The sequence below is a fragment of the Curtobacterium caseinilyticum genome (assembly GCF_030363035.1).
GTDB classification, from domain to species: domain Bacteria; phylum Actinomycetota; class Actinomycetes; order Actinomycetales; family Microbacteriaceae; genus Curtobacterium; species Curtobacterium caseinilyticum.
Window position 1 is genome coordinate 25,670 of sequence record NZ_JAUCMN010000010.1, and the last position, 20,773, is coordinate 46,442.

General features: G+C 74.0%; 18 protein-coding genes. 11 read left to right on the plus strand and 7 right to left on the minus strand.

The genetic code is table 11. From position 1 onward, the window contains the following. Positions 1 to 16: 16 nt before the first annotated feature. Complete coding sequence (locus QUG93_RS13535) at positions 17 to 1,795, minus strand: acetyl/propionyl/methylcrotonyl-CoA carboxylase subunit alpha (protein WP_289474656.1); 1,779 nt, start codon at positions 1,793 to 1,795, stop codon at positions 17 to 19. A gap of 79 nt (positions 1,796 to 1,874) precedes the next feature. Further along, positions 1,875 to 2,684, minus strand: coding sequence for a Maf family protein (locus tag QUG93_RS13540; protein WP_289474657.1), 810 nt, complete (start codon positions 2,682 to 2,684; stop codon positions 1,875 to 1,877). Between the two features lie 14 nt (positions 2,685 to 2,698). On the opposite strand from QUG93_RS13540, the gene QUG93_RS13545 reads away from it, so the two are divergent. The 4 genes from QUG93_RS13545 to QUG93_RS13560 all read left to right on the plus strand — a co-directional run bounded on the left by QUG93_RS13545 (position 2,699) and on the right by QUG93_RS13560 (position 7,143). Further along, positions 2,699 to 3,958: a class I SAM-dependent RNA methyltransferase gene (locus tag QUG93_RS13545; protein WP_289474658.1), complete on the plus strand. Its 1,260-nt coding sequence runs from the start codon at positions 2,699 to 2,701 to the stop codon at positions 3,956 to 3,958. A 130-nt stretch (positions 3,959 to 4,088) separates the two neighbouring features. Continuing rightward, positions 4,089 to 4,805, plus strand: a complete 717-nt coding sequence (locus QUG93_RS13550) for a response regulator transcription factor (RefSeq protein ID WP_058728855.1) — start codon at positions 4,089 to 4,091, stop codon at positions 4,803 to 4,805. Between the two features lie 5 nt (positions 4,806 to 4,810). Then, complete coding sequence (locus QUG93_RS13555; protein WP_289474659.1) at positions 4,811 to 6,094, plus strand: sensor histidine kinase; 1,284 nt, start codon at positions 4,811 to 4,813, stop codon at positions 6,092 to 6,094. Continuing rightward, positions 6,091 to 7,143 carry a DUF8320 family protein gene (locus QUG93_RS13560; RefSeq protein WP_289474660.1) on the plus strand — a complete coding sequence of 351 codons (1,053 nt, stop codon included), beginning with the start codon at positions 6,091 to 6,093 and terminating at the stop codon, positions 7,141 to 7,143. The genes QUG93_RS13555 and QUG93_RS13560 overlap by 4 nt, the downstream gene beginning before the upstream one ends. A gap of 487 nt (positions 7,144 to 7,630) precedes the next feature. On the opposite strand, the gene QUG93_RS13565 is transcribed toward QUG93_RS13560, so the two are convergent. Together QUG93_RS13565 and QUG93_RS13570 are read right to left on the minus strand one after the other, a co-directional pair. Then, positions 7,631 to 7,912 (minus strand): acyl-CoA carboxylase subunit epsilon, encoded by a 282-nt coding sequence (locus QUG93_RS13565; protein WP_289474661.1) that lies wholly within the window; start codon positions 7,910 to 7,912, stop codon positions 7,631 to 7,633. 31 nt (positions 7,913 to 7,943) lie between these two features. Beyond that, positions 7,944 to 9,539: an acyl-CoA carboxylase subunit beta gene (locus QUG93_RS13570; protein ID WP_289474663.1), complete on the minus strand. Its 1,596-nt coding sequence runs from the start codon at positions 9,537 to 9,539 to the stop codon at positions 7,944 to 7,946. Positions 9,540 to 9,613: 74 nt separating this feature from the next. Here QUG93_RS13570 and QUG93_RS13575 point away from each other — a divergent pair, with 74 nt between their 5' ends. The 3 genes from QUG93_RS13575 (at position 9,614) to QUG93_RS13585 (ending at position 12,468) form a co-directional block, all read left to right on the plus strand. After that, complete coding sequence (locus tag QUG93_RS13575; protein WP_289474664.1) at positions 9,614 to 10,501, plus strand: biotin--[acetyl-CoA-carboxylase] ligase; 888 nt, start codon at positions 9,614 to 9,616, stop codon at positions 10,499 to 10,501. Between the two features lie 4 nt (positions 10,502 to 10,505). After that, positions 10,506 to 11,054, plus strand: a complete 549-nt coding sequence (locus QUG93_RS13580) for a PH domain-containing protein (RefSeq protein WP_289474665.1) — start codon at positions 10,506 to 10,508, stop codon at positions 11,052 to 11,054. 106 nt (positions 11,055 to 11,160) lie between these two features. Continuing rightward, on the plus strand, positions 11,161 to 12,468 hold the full coding sequence (locus QUG93_RS13585; RefSeq protein ID WP_289474666.1) for a UDP-glucose dehydrogenase family protein: 1,308 nt from the start codon (positions 11,161 to 11,163) through the stop codon (positions 12,466 to 12,468). Between the two features lie 84 nt (positions 12,469 to 12,552). On the opposite strand, the gene QUG93_RS13590 is transcribed toward QUG93_RS13585, so the two are convergent. Continuing rightward, positions 12,553 to 14,115: a DUF2142 domain-containing protein gene (locus QUG93_RS13590; RefSeq protein WP_289474667.1), complete on the minus strand. Its 1,563-nt coding sequence runs from the start codon at positions 14,113 to 14,115 to the stop codon at positions 12,553 to 12,555. 35 nt (positions 14,116 to 14,150) lie between these two features. After that, the gene (locus QUG93_RS13595; RefSeq protein WP_289474669.1) at positions 14,151 to 14,645 is read right to left on the minus strand and encodes a GtrA family protein; all 495 of its coding nucleotides are present in this window, start codon (positions 14,643 to 14,645) and stop codon (positions 14,151 to 14,153) included. A gap of 141 nt (positions 14,646 to 14,786) precedes the next feature. Here QUG93_RS13595 and QUG93_RS13600 point away from each other — a divergent pair, with 141 nt between their 5' ends. From QUG93_RS13600 to purE, 4 genes are all read left to right on the plus strand, one after another. Beyond that, positions 14,787 to 15,923 (plus strand): 5-(carboxyamino)imidazole ribonucleotide synthase, encoded by a 1,137-nt coding sequence (locus QUG93_RS13600; RefSeq protein WP_289474671.1) that lies wholly within the window; start codon positions 14,787 to 14,789, stop codon positions 15,921 to 15,923. A 209-nt stretch (positions 15,924 to 16,132) separates the two neighbouring features. Beyond that, the gene (locus tag QUG93_RS13605) at positions 16,133 to 17,650 is read left to right on the plus strand and encodes a glycoside hydrolase family 6 protein (protein ID WP_289474672.1); all 1,518 of its coding nucleotides are present in this window, start codon (positions 16,133 to 16,135) and stop codon (positions 17,648 to 17,650) included. Between the two features lie 46 nt (positions 17,651 to 17,696). Beyond that, on the plus strand, positions 17,697 to 18,890 hold the full coding sequence (locus tag QUG93_RS13610; RefSeq protein WP_289474673.1) for a hypothetical protein: 1,194 nt from the start codon (positions 17,697 to 17,699) through the stop codon (positions 18,888 to 18,890). A 9-nt stretch (positions 18,891 to 18,899) separates the two neighbouring features. After that, complete coding sequence (gene purE, locus QUG93_RS13615; protein ID WP_289474674.1) at positions 18,900 to 19,409, plus strand: 5-(carboxyamino)imidazole ribonucleotide mutase; 510 nt, start codon at positions 18,900 to 18,902, stop codon at positions 19,407 to 19,409. A 124-nt stretch (positions 19,410 to 19,533) separates the two neighbouring features. Here the strand turns inward: purE and QUG93_RS13620 are convergent, their stop codons facing one another. Beyond that, positions 19,534 to 20,676, minus strand: coding sequence for a glycosyltransferase family 4 protein (locus tag QUG93_RS13620; RefSeq protein ID WP_289474675.1), 1,143 nt, complete (start codon positions 20,674 to 20,676; stop codon positions 19,534 to 19,536). Between the last annotated feature and the right edge of the window lie 97 nt (positions 20,677 to 20,773).

Sequence of the window (20,773 nt, forward strand, 5' to 3'; positions counted from 1 at the left end):
CCGCGCGCGCCGCGCGCTACGCCAGCTCGAGCAGCACGTGGCCGGACGAGACCGTCTGGCCGACGGGGGCGTTCAGCCCGGTGACGACACCGTCGCGCGGGGCCTGCACGGGCTGCTCCATCTTCATGGCCTCGAGGACGACGAGCAGGTCGCCCTTCACCACGGTGTCACCCTCGGCGACCGCGGTCTTCACGACCGTCGCCTGCATCGGCGAGGTCACCGAACCCGAGGAAGCGATGCCGCCGCGCACGCCGGACGAGCGACGCTTCGGGGGAGCGGAGGGACCGGCCGGGCGACGACCTGCGCCACCCGCGGCGCCGCCACCGACGATCGAGGGCATGGTGACCTCGATGCGCTTGCCCTGCACCTCGACCACGACGCTCTCGCGTGCAGCCGGGGCCGGGATCTCCTCGGGCGAGCCGCTCCAGGCGGGGATGTCGTTCTGGAAGTCGGTCTCGATCCACTGCGTGTAGACGCTGAACGGGGTCTCGTCGTCCGTCGCGAACGCCGGGTCGGCGACGACCGCGCGGTGGAAGGGCAGCACGGTCGGCAGGCCGGTGACCTCGAACTCGGCGAGGGCACGGCGCGAGCGCTCGAGCGCCTCTTCGCGGGTGGCGCCGGTGACGATGAGCTTCGCGAGCATCGAGTCGAACGAGCCGGAGACGACGTCCCCGGAGACGACACCGGAGTCCACGCGGACGCCGGGACCGGAGGGGGCGGTGAACGCGTGCACCGGGCCCGGTGCCGGGAAGAAGTTGCGACCAGGGTCCTCGCCGTTGATGCGGAACTCGAAGGAGTGGCCGCGCGGCGCCGGGTCCTCGTAGTCGAGCTTGCCGCCCTCGGCGATGCGGAACTGCTCGCGGACGAGGTCGATGCCGGTGACCTCTTCCGAGACGCAGTGCTCGACCTGCAGGCGGGTGTTGACCTCGAGGAACGACACCGTGCCGTCGGCACCGATGAGGAACTCGCACGTGCCCGCTCCGACGTAGCCGACCTCGCGGAGGATCGCCTTCGACGACTCGTACAGGCGCGACTCCTGGTCCGGCGTCAGGTACGGCGCGGGGGCCTCTTCCACGAGCTTCTGGTGGCGACGCTGCAGCGAGCAGTCGCGCGTGGAGACGATGACGACGTTGCCGTGCTCGTCGGCGAGGCACTGGGTCTCGACGTGCCGCGGCTTGTCGAGGTACTTCTCGACGAAGCACTCGCCGCGACCGAACGCCGCGATGGCCTCACGCGTCGCCGATTCGAACTGCGAGGCGACCTCGTCGCGCGTCCGTGCGACCTTCAGGCCACGGCCGCCGCCGCCGAAGGCCGCCTTGATGGCGACCGGCAGACCGACCTCGTCCGCGAACGCGATGACCTCGGCAGCGTCCGCGACGGGCTCGATGGTGCCCGGCGCGAGCGGCGCGCCGACCTTCTCGGCCACGTGGCGGGCGGACACCTTGTCACCGAGCTGCTCGATCGACTCCGGCGACGGGCCGATCCAGGTCAGCCCGGCATCGATGACGGCGCGGGCGAAGTCGGCGTTCTCGGCGAGGAACCCGTAGCCCGGGTGCACCGCGTCCGCGCCGGAGCGGCGCGCCACCGAGATGATCTTGTCGATGACGAGGTAGGTGTCGGCGCTCGTGGTGCCGTTCAGCGCGTAGGCCTCGTCGGCGAGGCGGGCGTGGAGGGCGTCACGGTCCTGGTCGGCGTAGACCGCGACCGATGCCTTGCCTGCGTCGCGGGCCGCGCGGATGATGCGGACGGCGATCTCGCCGCGGTTCGCGATGAGGACCTTGCTGATACGGGGCATGGTTCGTCAGCCTATTCGTGCCCCGGCACTCGGAATTGACCGGCACGTACAAAGAAACCGGGCCGAGCAGTGTGGATGTCTACAGTGCCCAGAGGTCGTGCCAGGAAACGCCGAAGCCGCGGAGCAGCATCGCGCGCAGCACCGGGAGTGACAGCCCGACGACGGCCGACGGTGCGCCGTCGATGCGGGCGATGTACGCCGCGGCCCGCCCGTCGATCGTGAAGGCCCCGGCGACCTCGAGCGGCTCGCCCGTCGCGACGTACGCGTCGATCTCGTCGTCGCTCACGTCCTCGGCGAAGGTGAGCACCGCGCTGTCGACCGCCACGACGTGGTCGCCGGCGGCGACCAGGGTCGACCCACCGGGCGCGACGTGGTCCAGGTGACCGGCCACGCCGAGCGCCCCGCCGCCCGACGCGTCCACCTGTCGGACGGGAGGCACGGTGCCCGCCCGCCCCGCGCCTCCCGTCCGGCCCGTGGCCGAGTCCGCGCCCGTCGCCAGCGAGCGGTCCAGCCGCCGGTCGACGACGCAGTGGCCGCTCCACAGGGTGCCGCCACCGGCGGCGAGCATCTGCCGCCACCGCGCCCGCGCGACGTCGGGGTCGTGGGGCTTGCCGTAGAGGACGCCGTCCACCTCGAAGGCGGAGTCGCCGCCGAAGACGAAGCCGTCGACGGGGGAGCCCGCGATCCGTGCGTCCGCGACGGCGTCCGCCTTGGCGACCGCGAGCAGCCCGACCAGCTCCGGACCGGTCAGGTCCCGCCCGAGCGACGCTGCCGCGGACGCGACGGCCGCGTCCTCGTCCACCCCGGGCGCGACGAGCACCGGCTCGATGCCGGTCTGGGCCAGGAGCGCACGACGGGCGGGGGAGGTACTCGCGAGGTACAGACGCATGGGAACATCGAACCATGGGTGAATCCGTCGGCACGCTGCTCGAACTCGACGTCACCGGGATCGCCCACGGCGGCATCTCGGTGGCACGGCACGAGGGGCGCGTGGTCTTCGTCTCGGACGCGGTGCCGGGTGAGCGCGTCGTCGCTCGGGTGACGGAGGACCGGAAGAAGTCGTTCTGGCGTGCCGACACGGTGTCCGTCGTGACGCCGAGCGAGCACCGCGTCGACCACGTCTGGCCCGAGGCCGCACTCGACCGGGACCCCGCCGTCCGCGCCGGCGGCGCCGAGTTCGGGCACATCGCGCTCCCGCACCAGCGGACGCTCAAGCACGACGTCCTGGTCGACGCCTTCGCGCGCTTCGCCCGCACCGACCTGACCGAGGTCCTCGGGCACGACGTCACGGTCGAGGCCGCACCCGGCGACGACGAGGCGAACGGGCTCGGGTGGCGCACCCGGGTCCGTCTGCACGTCGACGAGGACGGGACCGCCGGACCCTTCGCCGCCCGGTCGCACACCGTGGTGCCCGTGACCTCCCTGCCGCTGGCGTCGCAGCGCGTGCAGGACAGCGCTCCCCTCGGCCGTGGGGCGATGCCCGGCGCCAGCGTCGTGGACGTCCTCGCGCCGAGCGGAGCCGAGGGCGCCCGTCTCGTCATCGACGAGCAGAAGCCGACCGTCGTGACCGAGACCGTGGGGGACCGGTCGTTCACCGTCGACGACAACGGGTTCTGGCAGGTGCACCGGCAGGCCCCAGCGGTGCTGACCGCCGCCGTGCAGGACCTGGTCGACCGCGAGCGGCTGGACCCCGAGGGACAGCACCTCGACCTCTACGGCGGTGTCGGACTCCTCGCCGCCGCGCTCGGCGACGTCGTCGGTCCGAAGGCACGGATCACGAGCGTCGAGAGCGCGCCGCGGGCCACCGAGCACGCGCAGGAGAACCTGGCCGAGTGGATCGGTGCCCGTGCGGAGACCGGCCGCGTGGACCGCTGGCTGGCCCGTACGGCGGCCGACGCGTCGCGCTCGGAGCTCCAGCGCTTCCGAGCGGGCACCGTCGTGCTCGACCCGCCGCGCTCGGGCGCCGGGCGCGAGGTCGTCGTGCAGGTCGCGGCACTCCAGCCGGCACAGGTCGTCTACGTCGCCTGCGACCCGGTCGCCCTGGCCCGCGACGTGGCGACGTTCGCCGACCTCGGGTACCGCCTCGAGGCGCTGCGGGCCTTCGACCTGTTCCCGCACACGCACCACCTGGAGGCCGTCGCACGCCTCGTGCCGATCGCCTGAGCGCCGAGCGCACGACGCGCAGTGTGACGCGGTGACCAGGAACCCCGTTGCTGGGTCCGACCTGGGTATCCTTGGTCGGTGATCGCTCCCGGCGACAGGGGCCGGGCGTGCATCGGAACGAGAGGCCACCGTGGCAGCAGACACGAACACCAGCAGCGGAGCGACCGGACTGGCCACCAGGCCCGTGCGCGTCGCGATCGTCGACGACCACGAGTCCGTGCGGCTCGGCATCCAGGCAGCGTGCCAGAACGAGGGCTTCGAGGTGGTGCTCACCGCCGCGAGCGTGCCCGAGTACGTCGCGCAGCTCGGCGGGCGCGAGGTCGACGTCGTCGTGCTCGACCTGTCGCTCGGCGACGGCTCCACCGTGACCGCGAACGTGAAGGGTGTGCAGGGCACCGGTTCCGCGGTCCTCGTGCACTCGATCGCCGACCGGGTCGCCAGCGTCCGCGAAGCCCTGGCGGCAGGGGCCGCCGGGGTCATCCCGAAGTCGTCGGCCACGAAGACCGTGATGGCGGCCGTCGCCACCGTCGCCCGCGGCGACGTGCTCAACAACCTGGAGTGGGCGAGCGCCATCGACGCCGACCGGGACTTCGCGAAGGCGCAGCTCGGTCGCCGGGAGCGCGAGATCCTGCACCTGTACGCCTCGGGGCTCCCGCTCAAGCTCGCGGCGCAGCAGCTCGGCATCGGGTACTCGACCGCACGGGAGTACCTCGACCGCATCCGCGTGAAGTACGTCGAGGTCGGCCGACCCGCGCCGACGAAGGTCGACCTGCTCCGCCGCGCGGTCGAGGACGGCATCCTCCCCGGGCTCGACTCGGGCATCGACCCCGACACCGACGGCCGCTGACCCCGATGGCCACCACGGCCGAGCCGGCGCGGGCTGCGGACCGGCCCGCCGCGACACCCCCGGTCGCAGACCCGGCGGCGGAGCCGGCCCCCTTCGGGGTCGACCCGCTGCGCGGTCTGCGTCCGGCGATCACCCAGGCGTCGGTCGAACGCCTCTTCGCGGTCCTCATCGCCGTCGCGGCGGTCGGCTACGGCGCCGTGTACGCGCCGTCCGTGATCGGGCAGCTGCCGTACCTCGACCCCGTGTGGGGCACGGTCTCGGCGGCCCTCCTCGGGGCGTCGTTCCTGTTCGTCGGGGTGTCGGCCTTCGTGCAGCGGCTCGCGCAGGTCGCCCAGATCGTGTGCGCGCTGCTGTTCCTCGTGGTGCTGGTCACCTGGCCGCTCACGGTCCGCGAACCGATCCCGGCCGGCCAGGTGCCGTGGCCGTGGTGGTACTGCACGGTGGGGTCGACGGCCGCGGCGATGGGGTTCGCCCCGTGGCGCGCGACGGTGTACACCGCGCTCGTGCCCGCCGTCTACGTCGTCGTGCGCATGACCCCGCTCGGCGGCGATGCCGGGGTCAGCGCGGTGCTGCAGGGCGTGTTCAGCGCGATCCTCAGCGGGGCGGTGCTCGTCATCGCCGTGCTGCTGCGCCGTGCCGCCGCGTCCGTCGACGCCGCACAGGCCACCGCCATCCGCCGGTACTCGCACGCGATCCGCGAGCACGCGACCGAGGTCGAGCGGGTGCAGGTCGACGCGATCGTGCACGACAGCGTCCTCACCACACTGCTCTCCGCCGCCCGTGCCGAGACACCCGAGGCGAAGGCACTCGCGGCCCGGATGGCGCGGAACGCGATCGACCACCTCGGCGCCGCGGCCGCCGACCTGCCGGGTGAGGCGCCGCCGGTGACCGTGCACGAGCTCCGGGCGCGGATCGCCGACGCCGTGGAGGCCCTCGCGGCACCGGTCGTCCTCCGCGACGCACCGGTCGGCGGTCTGCGGGTGCCGGCGACCGTCGCCGACGCCCTGGCCTCGGCCGCGCTGCAGGCGTCGGTCAACAGCGTGCAGCACGCCGGCGGCCCCGACGTCGAGCGGTGGGTCCGCGTCGAGCAGCGGGGGAGCACCGTGCACGTCGAGGTCGGCGACTCCGGCAGGGGCTTCGACCTCGCGGCCGTCCCCGCGGCACGGCTCGGTGTCCGCCGCTCGATCATCGAGCGCGTGCAGACCGTCGGCGGCCGCGCCGTCGTGGCGAGCAACCCGGGCGCGGGCACCCGCATCCGGCTCGAGTGGACCGCGGGAGGCCACGCGTGAGGGTCTCACTGCCGGCCGGCATCGCCATCGGGCTCGCCGCGCTCTTCTCCGTCTTCCACCTCGTGCTCGCCGTGGCGTCCTTCGCCTCCGTCAGCGACGTCGGCCCGGTGGTGGCCTGCATGGCGCTGTACGCCGCTGCCAGCGGGGTCGCGATCTTCCTGCCAGGACGGGTGCTGCCGGTGTGGGCGGCGTGCTTCGCGCTCGCCACGGCCCTGGTGATGCCGGTGATCGCCGCACCGGTCGTGGACCTGTCCGACAACAACAGCGACGCCACCACCTGGTGGGTCGCCGCCGTCGGCACCCTCATGGTCGTGCTCGTCGTCCGCGGCCGACGGGCGTTCGCGTGGGTCGGCGTCGGCTTCCTCACCCTGTTCGTCGTCGCCTGGGCCGGACCGGGCGCCTTCGGCGCACTCGGGGTCGTCGGCGACCTGACCTGGGTCGCCATCGCGACGGGGTTCGCGGTGGCCATGGGGCGTGCGACCCGCGCCACCCGTGACTTCGTCCGTGCCGAGCAGGAGACCGTGGACTGGCAGGCCGCCCAGGACGCGCACGTCTTCGAGCGGCAGTTCCGCCTGAGCCAGACGACGCGGATGGCGCTGCCGATGCTGCAGCAGATCATCGAGTGCGGCGGGGACCTCACCGACGACGAGCGCGCGGAGTGCCTGCACCTCGAGCAGGCGATCCGTGACGAGATCCGCGGCAGGTCGCTGCTGTCCGACGACGTCCGCGATGAGGTGATGCGCCTGCGACGACGCGGCGCGACGGTCCAGCTGCACGACGACGGCGGGCTCGACGACCTCGAGGTGGACGACCTGCGCCGCGTGCACGCCCAGGTGGCGGACGCCCTCCGTCGTGCTCGCGACGCGGACAACGTGATCGTCCGGACGGCGGGCGAGGGGTCGGACTCCGCGGTGACGATCGTCGGGCTCCGGCTCGACACGGCGGCGAGTGAGTCGGCGGCGCTCGGGGCGGGGCTCGACGACGAGGACGGCGACGAGGACGACTCCGTCGTGCTCTGGCTCGAGATCCCTCGACACGCGACCGTCTAGGGCGAGCGGCGAGCTGGCAGCCGGGGACGGGCCGGCAACGTGGGACGTCCGGAAACGGCGACGTCCGGAAACGGGGAACGGGCCGGTCTCGAGGAGACCGGCCCGTTCACGACCCGAGCCTGAGCGACAACCCGAATATCGCCCTGGCTCGTAGCTGGTCGGAGGCGTCGTACCCTAGTCGGCCACCGACCAACGATGTTCTTCGTAGAAGGACACCGAACACGAACTACTATGCCCGCTCCCGCAGGACGTGTCAGTCGTCATTTCGGGGGACAATTCCTGCCGCTGAACGGCCGTACCGGCGCTGGTGTCCCCCGATCGAGGGGAGACCGACCGGGAAGTGCACGCTGCAACCCGGATGTGGGGCCGGTGTCGCCTCGGCGGCTCGGGGTACATCGTCGCCCGCGTCCGCCGGACGCGCAAGACCCCCGCCGGTGAACGGCGGGGGTCGTGCGGTCGACCGCCGGGTGCTGCGGGATCGCCTGGTTCAGCGCAGGGAACGACTCCAGGCGCCGTGTCCGTGCTCGAGCGTTCGTCGGAGGCCCCGAGCCGACGCGTCCCACCCGGCGCGCGGCGAGACGGTCACCTCGGCACGACCGAGCGCGGCGGCCTCGTCGGCCTGGCGCTGCAGCACGGCGACGACGGCCGCGAGTTCCTCGGGGGACGGGTCGCCGGCGACGACGCGGACGTCCGCCGTCACGGGCTCGGCAGCCGCGTCGACCGGCGAGGGGGCAGCGTCCGCGGGGACGGCGGCGGCGTGGCGGCCCATCAGCGGGCGCCCTGGGGGCGGTGGGCGGTGGTCACAGCGGGATGTTCCCGTGCTTCTTCGGCGGCAGCGACGCGCGCTTGCCCCGGAGCGCCCGCAGCGCCTTGATGACGGACACGCGGGTGGCGTGCGGCTGGATGATCCCGTCGAGCTCACCACGCTCCGCCGCCAGGTACGGCGACGCGACGTTGTACGTGTACTCGTTCGCGAGCTTCGCGCGGACGGCCGCGACGTCCTCGCCGGCCTCCTCGGCGCGCTTGATCTCGGCGCGGTACAGGATGTTCACCGCGCCCTGGCCGCCCATCACGGCGATCTCGGCGGTCGGCCATGCCAGGTTGATGTCGGCGCCGAGCTGCTTCGACCCCATGACGATGTACGCGCCGCCGTACGCCTTGCGGGTGATGACCGTGACGAGCGGCACGGTCGCCTCGGCGTAGGCGTACAGGAGCTTCGCACCGCGGCGGATGACACCGGTCCACTCCTGGTCGGTGCCGGGCAGGTAGCCGGGGACGTCGACCAGGGTCAGGATCGGGATGCCGAAGGCGTCGCAGAACCGGACGAACCGGGCGGCCTTCTCGCCGGCGTCGATGTTCAGCGTGCCGGCCATGGCCTGCGGCTGGTTCGCGATGATGCCGACCGTGCGGCCCTCGACCCGACCGAAGCCGATCAGGATGTTCGGCGCGAAGAGCGGCTGGACCTCGAGGAACTCGCCGTCGTCGACGACGTGCTCGATGATCGTCGTGACGTCGTACGGCTGGTTCGTGGAGTCCGGGATGACCGTGTCGAGGTCGTGGTCCGCGTCGGTCGTCTCGAGCTCCGGGGCGACGTCGTACGCGGGCGGGTCGGACAGGTTGTTGTCCGGCAGGAACCCGACCAGCGACCGGGCGTAGTCGAGCGCGTCGGTCTCGTCCTCGGCCAGGTAGTGCGCCACACCCGAGACGGCGTTGTGCGTCTGCGCGCCGCCGAGCTCCTCGAAGCCGACGTCCTCGCCCGTGACGGTCTTGATGACGTCCGGGCCGGTGACGAACATGTGGCTCGTCTTGTCGACCATGATCACGAAGTCGGTGAGGGCGGGGGAGTAGACCGCACCGCCCGCCGCCGGACCCATCACGATCGAGATCTGCGGGATGACCCCGGACGCCTGCGTGTTGAGGCGGAAGATCTCGCCGTACTTGCCGAGGGCGACGACGCCCTCCTGGATGCGGGCGCCGCCGGAGTCGAGGATGCCGATGATCGGGACGCCGGTCTTCAGCGCGTGCTGCATGACCTTGACGATCTTCTCGCCGGCGACCTCGCCGAGCGACCCGCCGAAGACGGTGAAGTCCTGGGCGTAGACCGCGACGTTGCGGCCGTGGATCGTGCCCACGCCGGTCACGACCGCGTCGCCGTACGGGCGCTTGGCGTCCATGCCGAACGACGTCGTGCGGTGGCGGACGAACTCGTCGAACTCGACGAAGGAGTTCTCGTCGAGGAGCTGCTCGATGCGCTCGCGGGCGGTGCCCTTGCCCTTCGCGTGCTGCTTCGCGATGGCGGCTTCGCCCGCGGCGGTCACGGCCTCGTGGTAGCGGTCGCGGAGGTCCGCGAGGCGACCGGCCGTGGTCGAGAGGTCGGGGGTGTCTCCTGTGGTCACCCGCTCACCCTACCGGCGGGCAGGACGGCCCCGGTTGGAGGACCCCCACGGTTCCTGCCCGTAGATTTGCGTGCATGTCCACACCCGTGCCGCCGGTCCTGCCCCGCGCCCGCGCCGTCGTCGAGGCCGCCGGTGCGGTGTTCGAGGCCCCTGCGCGGACGGGTTCGACGAACGCGGACCTGCTCGCCCTCGCGACCGAGCGGCCGCACGGCAGCGTGGTCGTCACCCTCGACCAGACCGCTGGTCGGGGGCGCCTCGACCGGACCTGGACCGCACCGGCCGGGCAGGCGCTCGCGGCGAGCCTGCTCGTGCGTGCCGACCTCGACGACCGCGACCGCGGATGGCTGCCCCTGGTGGCCGGACTCGCGATGCGCGACGCGGTGGCCGCCGTGCTGTCCGACGCGGCGGACCGGACCACCGCCTCCCGACCGACCGGGTCGACCGAGACGACTGAGACGACCGAGACGACCGAGGCGACCGGACCGGCCGAGCCGCGCGTCCTGGTGAAGTGGCCGAACGACGTCCTGGTCGACGGCCGCAAGGTGTGCGGCATCCTCTGCCAGGTCGCCGCGGACGGCAGCGTCGTCGTCGGTGCCGGCGTCAACCTCACGATCCCGGCGGACGCGCTGCCGACCCCCACCGCCACCTCGCTCGCCGTCGCCGGCGCGGTCGACGACGCGGCGGACCTGGCCGACGCGGTCCTGTCCGCCTTCACCACGGCCGTCCTGGAGGCGGTGCGCGCCCTGGTCGACGGTGGTCCCGCCGCCGGGGCGGTGCGGTCCCGCGTGCGGGCCGCGTGCGGGACGATCGGTCGCCGCGTGCGCCTGGAACTGCCCGACGGCACGGTCGACGAGGTCGACGCCGTCGGCATCGACGACGACGGCCGCGTCACGATCCGGGATCGGGACGGCAGATCCAGGGGCGTCGCGGTGGGGGACCTCACCCACCTGCGGTATGCATGACGGCATGACCGCCGAGCCGCCGCCCGAACGCGTCGTCGCGCGGCTCCGACCGCACGCACGCCGGCTCGTCGGTCCCGCCCTGTTCGTCGTGCTCGTCGCGATGGCCGGCGGGTTCGGGTTCGGCGTGTTCCGCGCGCAGCTCGCCTGGCTGAACGCGGTGGTCGCCGGGACCACGCTGTTCCTCGTCGTCCTCGGCGGCGTCGTCCCGCTGCTGCGGTGGATGTCCGAGCGGTACGTCGTGACGACCAGGCGGCTCGTCGTGGTGCACGGGCTCGGCACGCGGACCCGACGGGAGCTGCTGCACTCGCGTGGCTACGACGTGACGGTGCGCCGCCGCGGGCTCCAGGGCGTGTGGCGGTCCGGGGACGTGCTCGTCTTCCCGGGGGACGACACCCCCGTCGTGCTCGCGGACGTCCCGCACGCCGACCTCGTCGTGGCCGTGCTGCACGACCTGGTCGAGACGTACGAGGCACGGCGGCGTCACCGCGAGCCCGACTGGGACGAGATCGTCGGGGGGCCGGCTCGTCCGCCGTGGGGCGACACCGGCCGCTGACCGGCGGTGCGGGCCCGTACCGTCGGCACCGAGCCGTCCGGCCCGCGGCCCCGCGGTCGTGCCGTCGGGATTGGGCTCGGTCACCGGGACCCGGTACCGTCGTCCCGTGCGTATCTCCGTCATCGGCTGCGGGTACCTCGGTGCCGTGCACGCCGCCTCCATGGCCAAGCTCGGGCACGAGGTCGTCGCCGTCGACGTCGACCCCGCCAAGATCGAGCGACTCGCGGCGGGCGAGGCCCCGTTCTTCGAACCGGGACTGCCCGAGATCCTCGACGAGGCGCTCGCCTCCGGCCGCATCCGCTTCACCACCGACATGGCCGAGGTCGCCGGGTCGACCGTGCACTTCCTCGCCGTCGGTACCCCGCAGGGACCGACCGGCGCCGCGGACCTGACGTACGTCGACGCAGCGGTCGCCGCGCTCACGCCGCACCTGGCGCCCGGCGAGTTCGTCGTCGGCAAGTCGACGGTCCCGGTCGGCACCGCCGCTCGGCTCGCCGCCGAGGTCGAGGCGGCCGTGCCGGGCGCGACGCTCGTCTGGAACCCGGAGTTCCTGCGCGAGGGCTTCGCGGTGCAGGACACCATCTCGCCCGACCGCTTCGTGTACGGCGTCCCGGAGGGGGCGGACGGCGAGCGTGCCGTGGCCGCGCTCGACGAGGTCTACGCGCAGGCGCTGGCCGCGGGCACCCCGCGGCTGGTCGTGAACCTGCCGACGGCCGAGCTCGTGAAGATCAGCGCCAACGCCTTCCTGGCGACGAAGATCTCGTTCATCAACGCGATGGCGGAGATCGCCGAGGTCGCGGGCGCGGACGTGACGGCGCTCGCCGACGCCATCGGCCACGACGACCGCATCGGTCGCAAGTTCCTCAACGCCGGCCTCGGCTTCGGCGGCGGCTGCCTGCCGAAGGACATCCGGGCGTTCCAGGCCCGTGCGGACGAGCTGGGCGTGGGGGAGTCCCTCGCGTTCCTCGCCGACGTCGACGCCACCAACCTGCGCCGTCGTGCCCACGTGGTCGACCTGGCCACGGAGCTGCTGGGCGGCTCGGTCGCGGGCAAGCGGGTCGCGGTGCTCGGGCTCGCGTTCAAGCCGAACTCGGACGACGTCCGCGACTCCCCGGCGCTCGACATCGCTGCCCGGCTGCAGGAGCTCGGCGCGTCGGTCGGGGCGTACGACCCGGAAGCGGTCGAGACGGCCCGCCGTCTGCACCCCGAGCTCGACTACGCGGCGTCGGCCACGCAGGCCCTCGAGGGTGCCGACCTCGTCCTCGTGCTCACCGAGTGGACGGTGTTCCGCGAGCTCGACCCGGCCGAGGTGGCGTCGCTCGTGGCCAGTCCGGTCGTCGTGGACGGTCGCAACTGCCTGGACCGCGACGCCTGGACGGCAGCGGGCTTCACGTACCGCGGCATGGGGCGCTGACCGCAGCACCACCGACCCGACGACGGCCGGCGAGCACACCGCGTGCTCGCCGGCCGTCGTCGTCGGGCCGCCTCGGCGAGGCCGTCAGTCGGCTGCGTCCGACAGCTCCCCGGGTGTCCGGGCGACCCGGACGACCGACCAGACGCAGCCGACGGCGACGAGCACGAGCAGGACGCCGACCACCCAGGCGGGCACCGGCCCGGCGGCCGCGTACCGCTCGAGCCCCGTCGCGCTGAGCGGCCCGCGCGCCGCGTTCCAGAAGTACGCGGACACGACGGCGAGCCCGTACCACCCGAGCACGACCGATCCCGCCGCGAGGACCGTCGCCAGCACGCCCCGCCCGCGCGCCGACCTGGGGATGCGGCGCCAGGCGACCGCGCTGAGGGCGACGAGGCAGACGATCGCCGGGAAGTAGTAGCGGCCCTGCGTGGCGGCGACGAACGTGGTCGACAGGTACGCGTGCGCGCTCGTCCACGTCTGCCCGGCGACGAGCAGCGCCGGGAACACGGCGAGGCACACCACGGCCGGACGCACCGGCGAGCGACGGAACGCCCACACCAGCACCACGCCGAGCGCCACCACGGTCAGGACCGCCGTGAGCAGGTTGCCGATGCTGACCTGCGCACCACCGCCGGGGCTGCCCCAGAACGTCCGGGTGATGGTGCCCCAGCTGACGTCGAGGAAGGTCCGGAGGCTCGGGCCCTCGCCCGGCGGGAACGGCTTGGGCGGACGGTACTGCTCGTAGCCGTTCGGCTGCAGGTGCCCGGTCGTGACGAGGTTGTGCAGCCACCACCAGGCTCCGACCGCGCCGGACACCACCATCGCCGACACGGTCCGCCCGACCCGGCGCGCGAGCGGCAGCACCCCGGCGCCCGCGACGAGCACGACGACCGCCACGAACGGGACGGCCGGCAGCCCGGTGCCCTTGCACCAGACGAGGGCCCCGAGCGCGATCGCCGTGCCGATCAGGGTTCGGCGCCGCAGGTCACCGGTGAGCATCCGGGTCGCGAGCCAGGTGACCACGGCACCGAACAGCATCACGGGCGCGTCGTTCGACACGGAGGACGCGATCGACGCCAGCTGCGGGGTGGCGAAGAGGGCCAGGGCGCCGACGAGTGCCGCGCGCGGCGACCGGGTCAGCCGGCGCACCGTGGCCCACGCGAGCACGGGGAGGGCTGCGGTCCACGCGACGTCCACGAGCCGCAGCACCTCGACCGCGCGGTCCCACCGGAGGTCACCGTAGTGCGCGACGCGGAGCGCAGCGGCACCGACCAGGTACGCCGTCGGCGGGTGCTGCGTCATCTGGTCGACGGTGCCGCTCGTCCCCGGCGCCCGCGCGAGCAGCTCGGTGACGGTCGACCAGGTCGACGCGGGTCCCGTGGCCTGCTCCTGCTGCGCGGCCATCACGGCGTTCAGGATCCGCAGGTCACCAGGAGCCGCCCAGTCGTTCCCGAGCGCGACCTGCACCGTGGCGTCGACGTGCGCACGCTCGTCGGGCGCCTGGAACGCGGGCACCACGAGCGCCCAGACGACGAGCCACAGGGTGAAGGTCACCGTGACCACCCCGACGGCAACCCGCTCCCACGGTGCAACCGGCCGAGCCGTCCCGGTCGACGGGGCGCGGGCGGGGACTCGGGTGGACGTCACCAGGACACGCTATTCGACCCTGGACGACCCGCGGGTCAGACGCTCGTGGAGACGCGGTCGCCCTCGGCGTCCGACGCCGCACCGTCGGTGGCCCCGGCGGTGCCTGCGCGCTCCGGGTGGTACACCCAGACCTTGTACAGCCAGAACCGGAACGCGGTGCCGAGCGCGAGACCGATCACGTTGCCGGAGATGTTGTCGGCGAGGGCGGAGGTGAGCCCGAACACGTAGTGGGAGAGCCCGAGGCAGCCGAGCGAGATGAGCATGCCGCCGAGCGACACGACCACGAACTCGATCCCCTCCCGCGTCGCGACCGCTCGCCGCTGGTCGCGGAAGGTCCAGTACCGGTTGCCCATCCAGTTCACGAAGATCGCGACGACCGTCGACACGACCTTCGCCCAGAACGGACCCGAGTGGACCTCGTCCGGGCTGAGCACGGTGGCGCGCAGCAGGTTGAAGATGGTGAAGTCGACGACGAAGCCGACGGCGCCGACGACACCGAAGCGCGCCAGCTGGGCAATGAGTCGCCGCACGGGGTCTCCAGGATCCGTAGAGTTGTCGCTGACCGTGCAGGGCACGGGCCGCACCGCGCTCGCGAGGGCGCCGGCGGCGAAGACCGATTCTAGACGGAGCGGGCTCACCGGCCGGTGGGAACGACGGAGGGAACACACAGCATGGCGTTGCGCGTCGGGGTCATCGGTGGGGGACAGCTGGCACGGATGATGGTGCCGGCGGCGGTCGAGCTCGGACTCGACATCCGCGTCCTGGCGGAGGGGCCGCACATGTCGGCGGACATCGCGGCCACCGCCGAGGGCGACTACCACGACGCCGACACCGTGCTCGCGTTCGCCCGCGACGTCGACGTCGTGACGTTCGACCACGAGCACGTCCCGCAGGACGTCCTCCGGGTCCTCGTGGACGCCGGGGTGGCCGTGCACCCGGGGCCGGACGCGCTCGCCGTCGCCCAGGACAAGATCACCATGCGCCGTCGGCTCAGCGAGCTGGGCGTGCCCGTGCCGGACTGGGCCGCCGTGCAGGACGCCGCCGAGCTCCGTCGGTTCCTCGACGACCACGGCGGGCGTGCCGTCGTGAAGACCCCGCGCGGCGGCTACGACGGCAAGGGTGTCCGGGTCGTGTCCGACCCCGCCGACGTCGAGGACTGGTTCCTCGCCGTCGCCGAGGCCGCCGGGGACCAGGCGCTCCTGGTCGAGGAGCTCGTGCCGTTCACCCGCGAGCTCGCGCAGTCGGTGGCCCGGCGTCCCTCCGGCGAGGTCGTCGCCTGGCCGCTCGTCGAGACCGTGCAGCGCGACGGCGTCTGCGCCGAGGTCATCGCGCCCGCGCCGGACAGCGCCGGTCGCCTCGCCGACGCCGCCGAGGACCTGGCGGTGCGGGTCGCCGAGGCGCTCGGCGTCACCGGCGTGCTCGCCGTCGAGCTCTTCCAGACCGACGACGAGCGCATCCTGGTCAACGAGCTCGCCATGCGCCCGCACAACACCGGACACTGGACCATCGACGGCGCGACGACCAGCCAGTTCGAGCAGCACCTGCGAGCCGTGCTCGACCTGCCGCTCGGCGCGACCGGCGCGCACGCGCCCGCGGCCGTGATGATCAACGTGCTCGGCGGTCCCGCTGACGGCGACCTGGCCGGCCGCTACCCGGACGCGCTCGCCGCGCACCCGGAGGCGAAGTTCCACTTCTACGGCAAGGCGCCGCGGCCGGGCCGCAAGATCGGGCACGTGACCGTCATCGGTGACGACGTCGACGACGTCGTCTACCGGGCGCGCGCGGCCGCAGCCCACTTCGACGACTGAGGCGGCGTCCGCGCCGGCGGCGTGACGGACGGGAGGCCCGTGGCGGGACCGCCACGGGCCTCCCGTCCGTCGTGGGCCCCCGTCGGGGCGTGGGCTGTGTCCGCAGGATCGCGGACACCCGCTCGGGTGGCACCCGATCTGGCGAGTGGTCGGCGGGACGGTCGCGTGGTGTCCTGGTGGGACCCCGTCCGCCGTCCAGGGAGTCCGCCATGCGCCGCGCCGAGCGCCGCCCGCCCGTCCGCCGCAGCACCGTCGAGCACCGCACCGCCGTCGCGCACGCCGCACTCCGGCGCGCAGCCGGCGCGGTCGTCGCCCTGACCGCCGGTGCGCTCGTCGTCGGCGTGCTCACGCCCACCACCGCGGTCGCCGCTCCGGACGTGCGGACGCTGACCGCCGCGCAGCTCTACGGCGCCGGACCGTACCGCTCGGACACGAGCGAGGCGGCTCGCGCGGCCACCGCCCTCGCCGCGACCGACCCAGCCGGTGCCGCCGCGGCCCGCACCATCGCGCAGTACCCGGTGGCGACGTGGCTCGGCGACTGGACGACCGGGACCACCCTCACGCGGACGATCGACGCGGCGCTCGCCGGTGCGGCGAAGGACGGCACGACTCCGGTCTTCGTCACCTACGCGATCCCGCACCGCGACTGCGGCGGGTACTCCGCGGGCGGCTTCGACGAGACGACCTACGCAGCGTGGGTCGACCAGATCGCCTCGCGCCTGGCCGGCCACCGCGCCGCGGTGATCGTCGAACCGGACTCGCTGGCGATGCTCAGCAACAGTGCGTGCGACGCCACGCTCGGCCAGCAGCGCTCGCGGATCCTGTCCCGCGAGGTCGACGCGTTCGCCGCCGCCGGTGTCGCCGCGTACCTCGACGCCGGGAACTCGAACTGGGTCCCGCCCGCGGTGATGGCCGCGCGCCTCGACGCGGCCGGCGTGCGGAAGGCGCGGGGCTTCTTCACCAACGTCGCGAACTACTACCCGACCGACCGGGAGCAGACGTACGCCGAGCGGGTGTCCGCCGCGACGGGAGGATCCCACTACGTGATCGACACGTCGCGGAACGGGCAGGGCTGGCGGGGCACCTGGTGCAACGGTCCCGGAGCAGGGCTCGGCACCACGCCCCGCGTCGTGGCGGACGGCAGTCACCTCGACGCCCTGCTCTGGGTGAAGACCCCCGGGGCGAGCGACGGCACGTGCGGCGGCGGCCCGGCCGCCGGGAAGTGGTGGTCGGCGTTCGCGCAGGCCCTGGTCGCGAACGCGCGGCTCGGCACGCCCGCCCCCGCGCCGAAGGCGTCCGCGACCCCGAGTGCGAAGGTGACCGCGGCGCCGAAGCCGACCGCGACGCCGACGCCGAAGCCGGCCGTGACGCCGAAGCCGACCGCGACGCCGAGGCCGGCCGCGCCGGGCGTCCGACCCACCGTGCACCGCGACCAGGCCGTGTCCGCGTCCGCGCGTCGGCTCACCGTCCGGGGCTGGGCCTTCGACCGCGACGACCTGCGCCGCGCGGTGTCCGTCCGCGTCCTGGTCGACGGGCGGACGGTCACGACCGTGGCTGCGGCCGGTTCCCGTCCGGACGTCGACCGGGCGTACGGGGTCGGTGCCACGCACGGCTTCCACACCACGGTCTCGGCGGCGAGCGGGAAGCGCAAGGTGTGCCTGACGGCGGTCGGCATCGGCGCGGGCGGCGACACGAGCACCGGCTGCGTGGTCGTCACCGTCCGCTGACCCCGGCGGTGCCCGGCGACCGCCGCCGGTACGGCAGGATGGCGGCATGCCGAACGACCTGGTCCGCCGAGCCGTCGGCCGGCTGCGCCGCACCCTGACCGGCGGCCGGCCGGCCCCGGGACCCCCGCAGCCGCCCGTCGTCGGGTACGTCGTCGCCGGGGCCGACGGCGCCCACCCGGCCTCGGCGCACGTCCGGGTCGTGCGTCGGACCGAGCACCTCGCCGCGTCGGGGACGGCCCGCGTCCGACAGGTCGACCCGGCGGCGGTGGTCGACGGTTCGGACACCACGCCCTACCGGTCGGTCCTCGTGCAGCGTGACGTCCTGCCGCGTGCCCTCGTCGCCCCGTTCGCCGAGGCGCTCCGAGCACGGGGGACGCGGCTCGTGGCCGAGGTCGACGACGACTTCTTCACCGAGTCCGGACGCCAGCGGCTGGCGCGGGCGGAGTACGACCCGGACCGGCTCGCCTCGATCGACGCCCTGGTCCGGACCGCGGACACCGTCGTCGTGAGCACCGACGAGCTCGACCGTGTGGTCCGTCCGCTCGCCCGGCGCACGGTCGTGGTGCCGAACGCGCTCGACCCGACCCTCTGGACGGTCCCGGACGACGGGGCGGCCCCGTCCGGTGCAGCTCCGTCCGGTGTGGACGCGTCCGGTGTGGACGCGTCCGGCGCGGACGCGCCCGGTGTGGAGGCGTCCGGTGTGGACGCCGTCCGCCCGACGGGGGAGCACCGCGTGCTGTACATGGGGACGCTCACGCACGGCGCCGACCTCGCGCTGCTCCGGGACGTCTTCACCGACCTCGTCGCCCCGGACGGGCTCCCGGTCCGGCTCGAGGTGATCGGCGTGACGGAGGACCCCGACGACGGCTGGTACCGGCGGATCGAGGTGCCGGACGGGCACTACCCGGCGTTCGCCCGGTGGCTCGTCGCGCACCGCGGACGCTGGCGGGCCGGCGTCGCCCCGCTCGAGGACGCCGTGTTCAACCGGGCCAAGAGCGACCTCAAGGCGCTCGAGTACACCGCGCTCGACCTGCCCGCGGTGGTGTCGGCCCGTCCCTCGTACCGGGTCGCCGGCCAGCACGGCATCACCACCGTGCCGGACGACCCGGGCGCGTGGCGCGCTGCCGTCACGGCCGCCGTCGCCCGCGGGTACGCCGACCCGACCGCCGCGGACTGGGTGCGGCGGGAACGGTTCATCGGGCGTGACGGCGACACCTGGCGGGACGTGCTGCTCGGCTAGGCTCGTGCCGTGACCGACTCCGCAGCCGCTCAGCCCCTCGTCTCGATCATCATGGGTTCCGACTCGGACTGGCCGACGATGCGTGCCGCCGCCGAGACGCTCGAGCAGCTCGGCATCCCGTTCGAGGCGGACGTCGTCTCGGCGCACCGCACCCCGGACAAGATGGTGCGCTACGCGCGCGCCGCCGCCGGTCGGGGCATCCGTGTGGTCGTCGCCGGTGCCGGTGGTGCCGCGCACCTGCCGGGCATGGTCGCCTCGATGACGACGCTGCCCGTCATCGGCGTCCCGGTGCAGCTCGCGCGGCTCGACGGCATCGACTCGCTGCTGTCCATCGTGCAGATGCCGGCCGGCATCCCGGTGGCGACCGTCGCGATCAACGGCGCGGCGAACGCGGGCCTCCTGGCTGCGCGCATCATCGGCTCGGCCGACCCCGAGGTGGCCGAGCGACTCGCCGCGCACGCCGCGGAGCTCGAGCAGCTGGTCGAGGAGAAGGCCGCCCGGCTGCGCGACGCGCTCTGACGGGTCGCCCGACCGGCCGACGGCGACGGACGGTCGCACCGCGCTGGTGCGACCGGCCGCGAGCGTCGGACGGTCGGCGCGGCGCTGGTGCGCCCGGGCTCGAGCCGCGGACGGTCGCGCCGCGTCAGAGGTCGGCGTGCAGCTGCCAGGTCTCCGTCGCGGCGTCCTGCCAGTCGTACATCCGCGCCCGGTCCGGCCCGGCGACCGCCAGGCGTTCGGCGAGCGTGCGGTCGTTCGCGACCTGGTAGACCGCCTGTGCGAGTCGCTCCGGGTAGGAGTCCCGCGGCTCCCGCGCCACCATCACCCCGGCGTCCGCGGCCACCTCGCGCACGGCGGCGTCGTCCGAGTGGACGACCGGTGTGCCGAAGTGCATCGCCTCGATCACGGGGAGCCCGAACCCCTCGGCCAGGCTCGGGAAGACGAACAGCGTCGCCCGGTCGTACGCCACCGCGAGGTCGGCGTCGTCGAGACGGCCGAGCACCATGAGCCGGTCGCGCGCCAGACCGGCGGACTCCGCCAGGCCGTACACGTCGACGTCCCCCCAGCCGTCCGGGCCGGCGACGACCAGCGGCACGTCGCTCGGGGCCTCGGGGTGCGCCATCGCACGGACGAGGTACGCGAGGCCCTTGCGGGGCTCGAGGGTGCCGACGGCCAGGACGTAGCGCGGCGGCAGCCCGAGCCGCTCGGCGCGCAGGTCGGCGTCGACCGGCACCTGCAGTCGGGGGCTCGGTGCGCCGCCGATGACCCGCAGCCGGTCGTCGAACCGGCGGATCTCGTTGAGCTCGGCAGCGACCGCGTGGGTCGGCACCACGACGGCGTCGGCGTGCTTCCAGGCCCGGTGCACCATCGCCTTGTGGAAGTGCACGCCGCGCGGGGTGAGCGTCTCCGGGTGCGTCCACGGCACGGTGTCGTGCACGGTGACGACGACCTGCTTGCCCGGCTCCGTCCGCCGGTCGTGCTTCACGAGGGGAGCGAGGACGCTCGGAGCGTGCACCAGGCCCTCGGCCGCGGAGCCGACCATGCCCGCCTGCCAGGCCAGCGACAGTTCGCGACGAGCCAGCGGCAGTCGGTGGAGCTCGGCCAGGCCGGGCAGCAGGGTGGTGAGGCGGTCGAGCTCGGCACGAGAGCACGCGGAGACCACGGCCTCGACGTCGCAGCCGGCCGGAGCGGTGGCGATCAGCTGTCGCGTGAGTTCCTCCGCGTAGCGGCCGATGCCGCCGGGGACCGGTGCGATGACCTGGTCCAGGATCACGCGGAGCGTCGTCATGGCGGGCTGGTTCCTTCCGTCCGACACGGTCCGTCGCGCGGTCCGTGGCGCCCCGACACTACCAGGGCACACCCGTGAGCACGGGCGCCGTGACGCC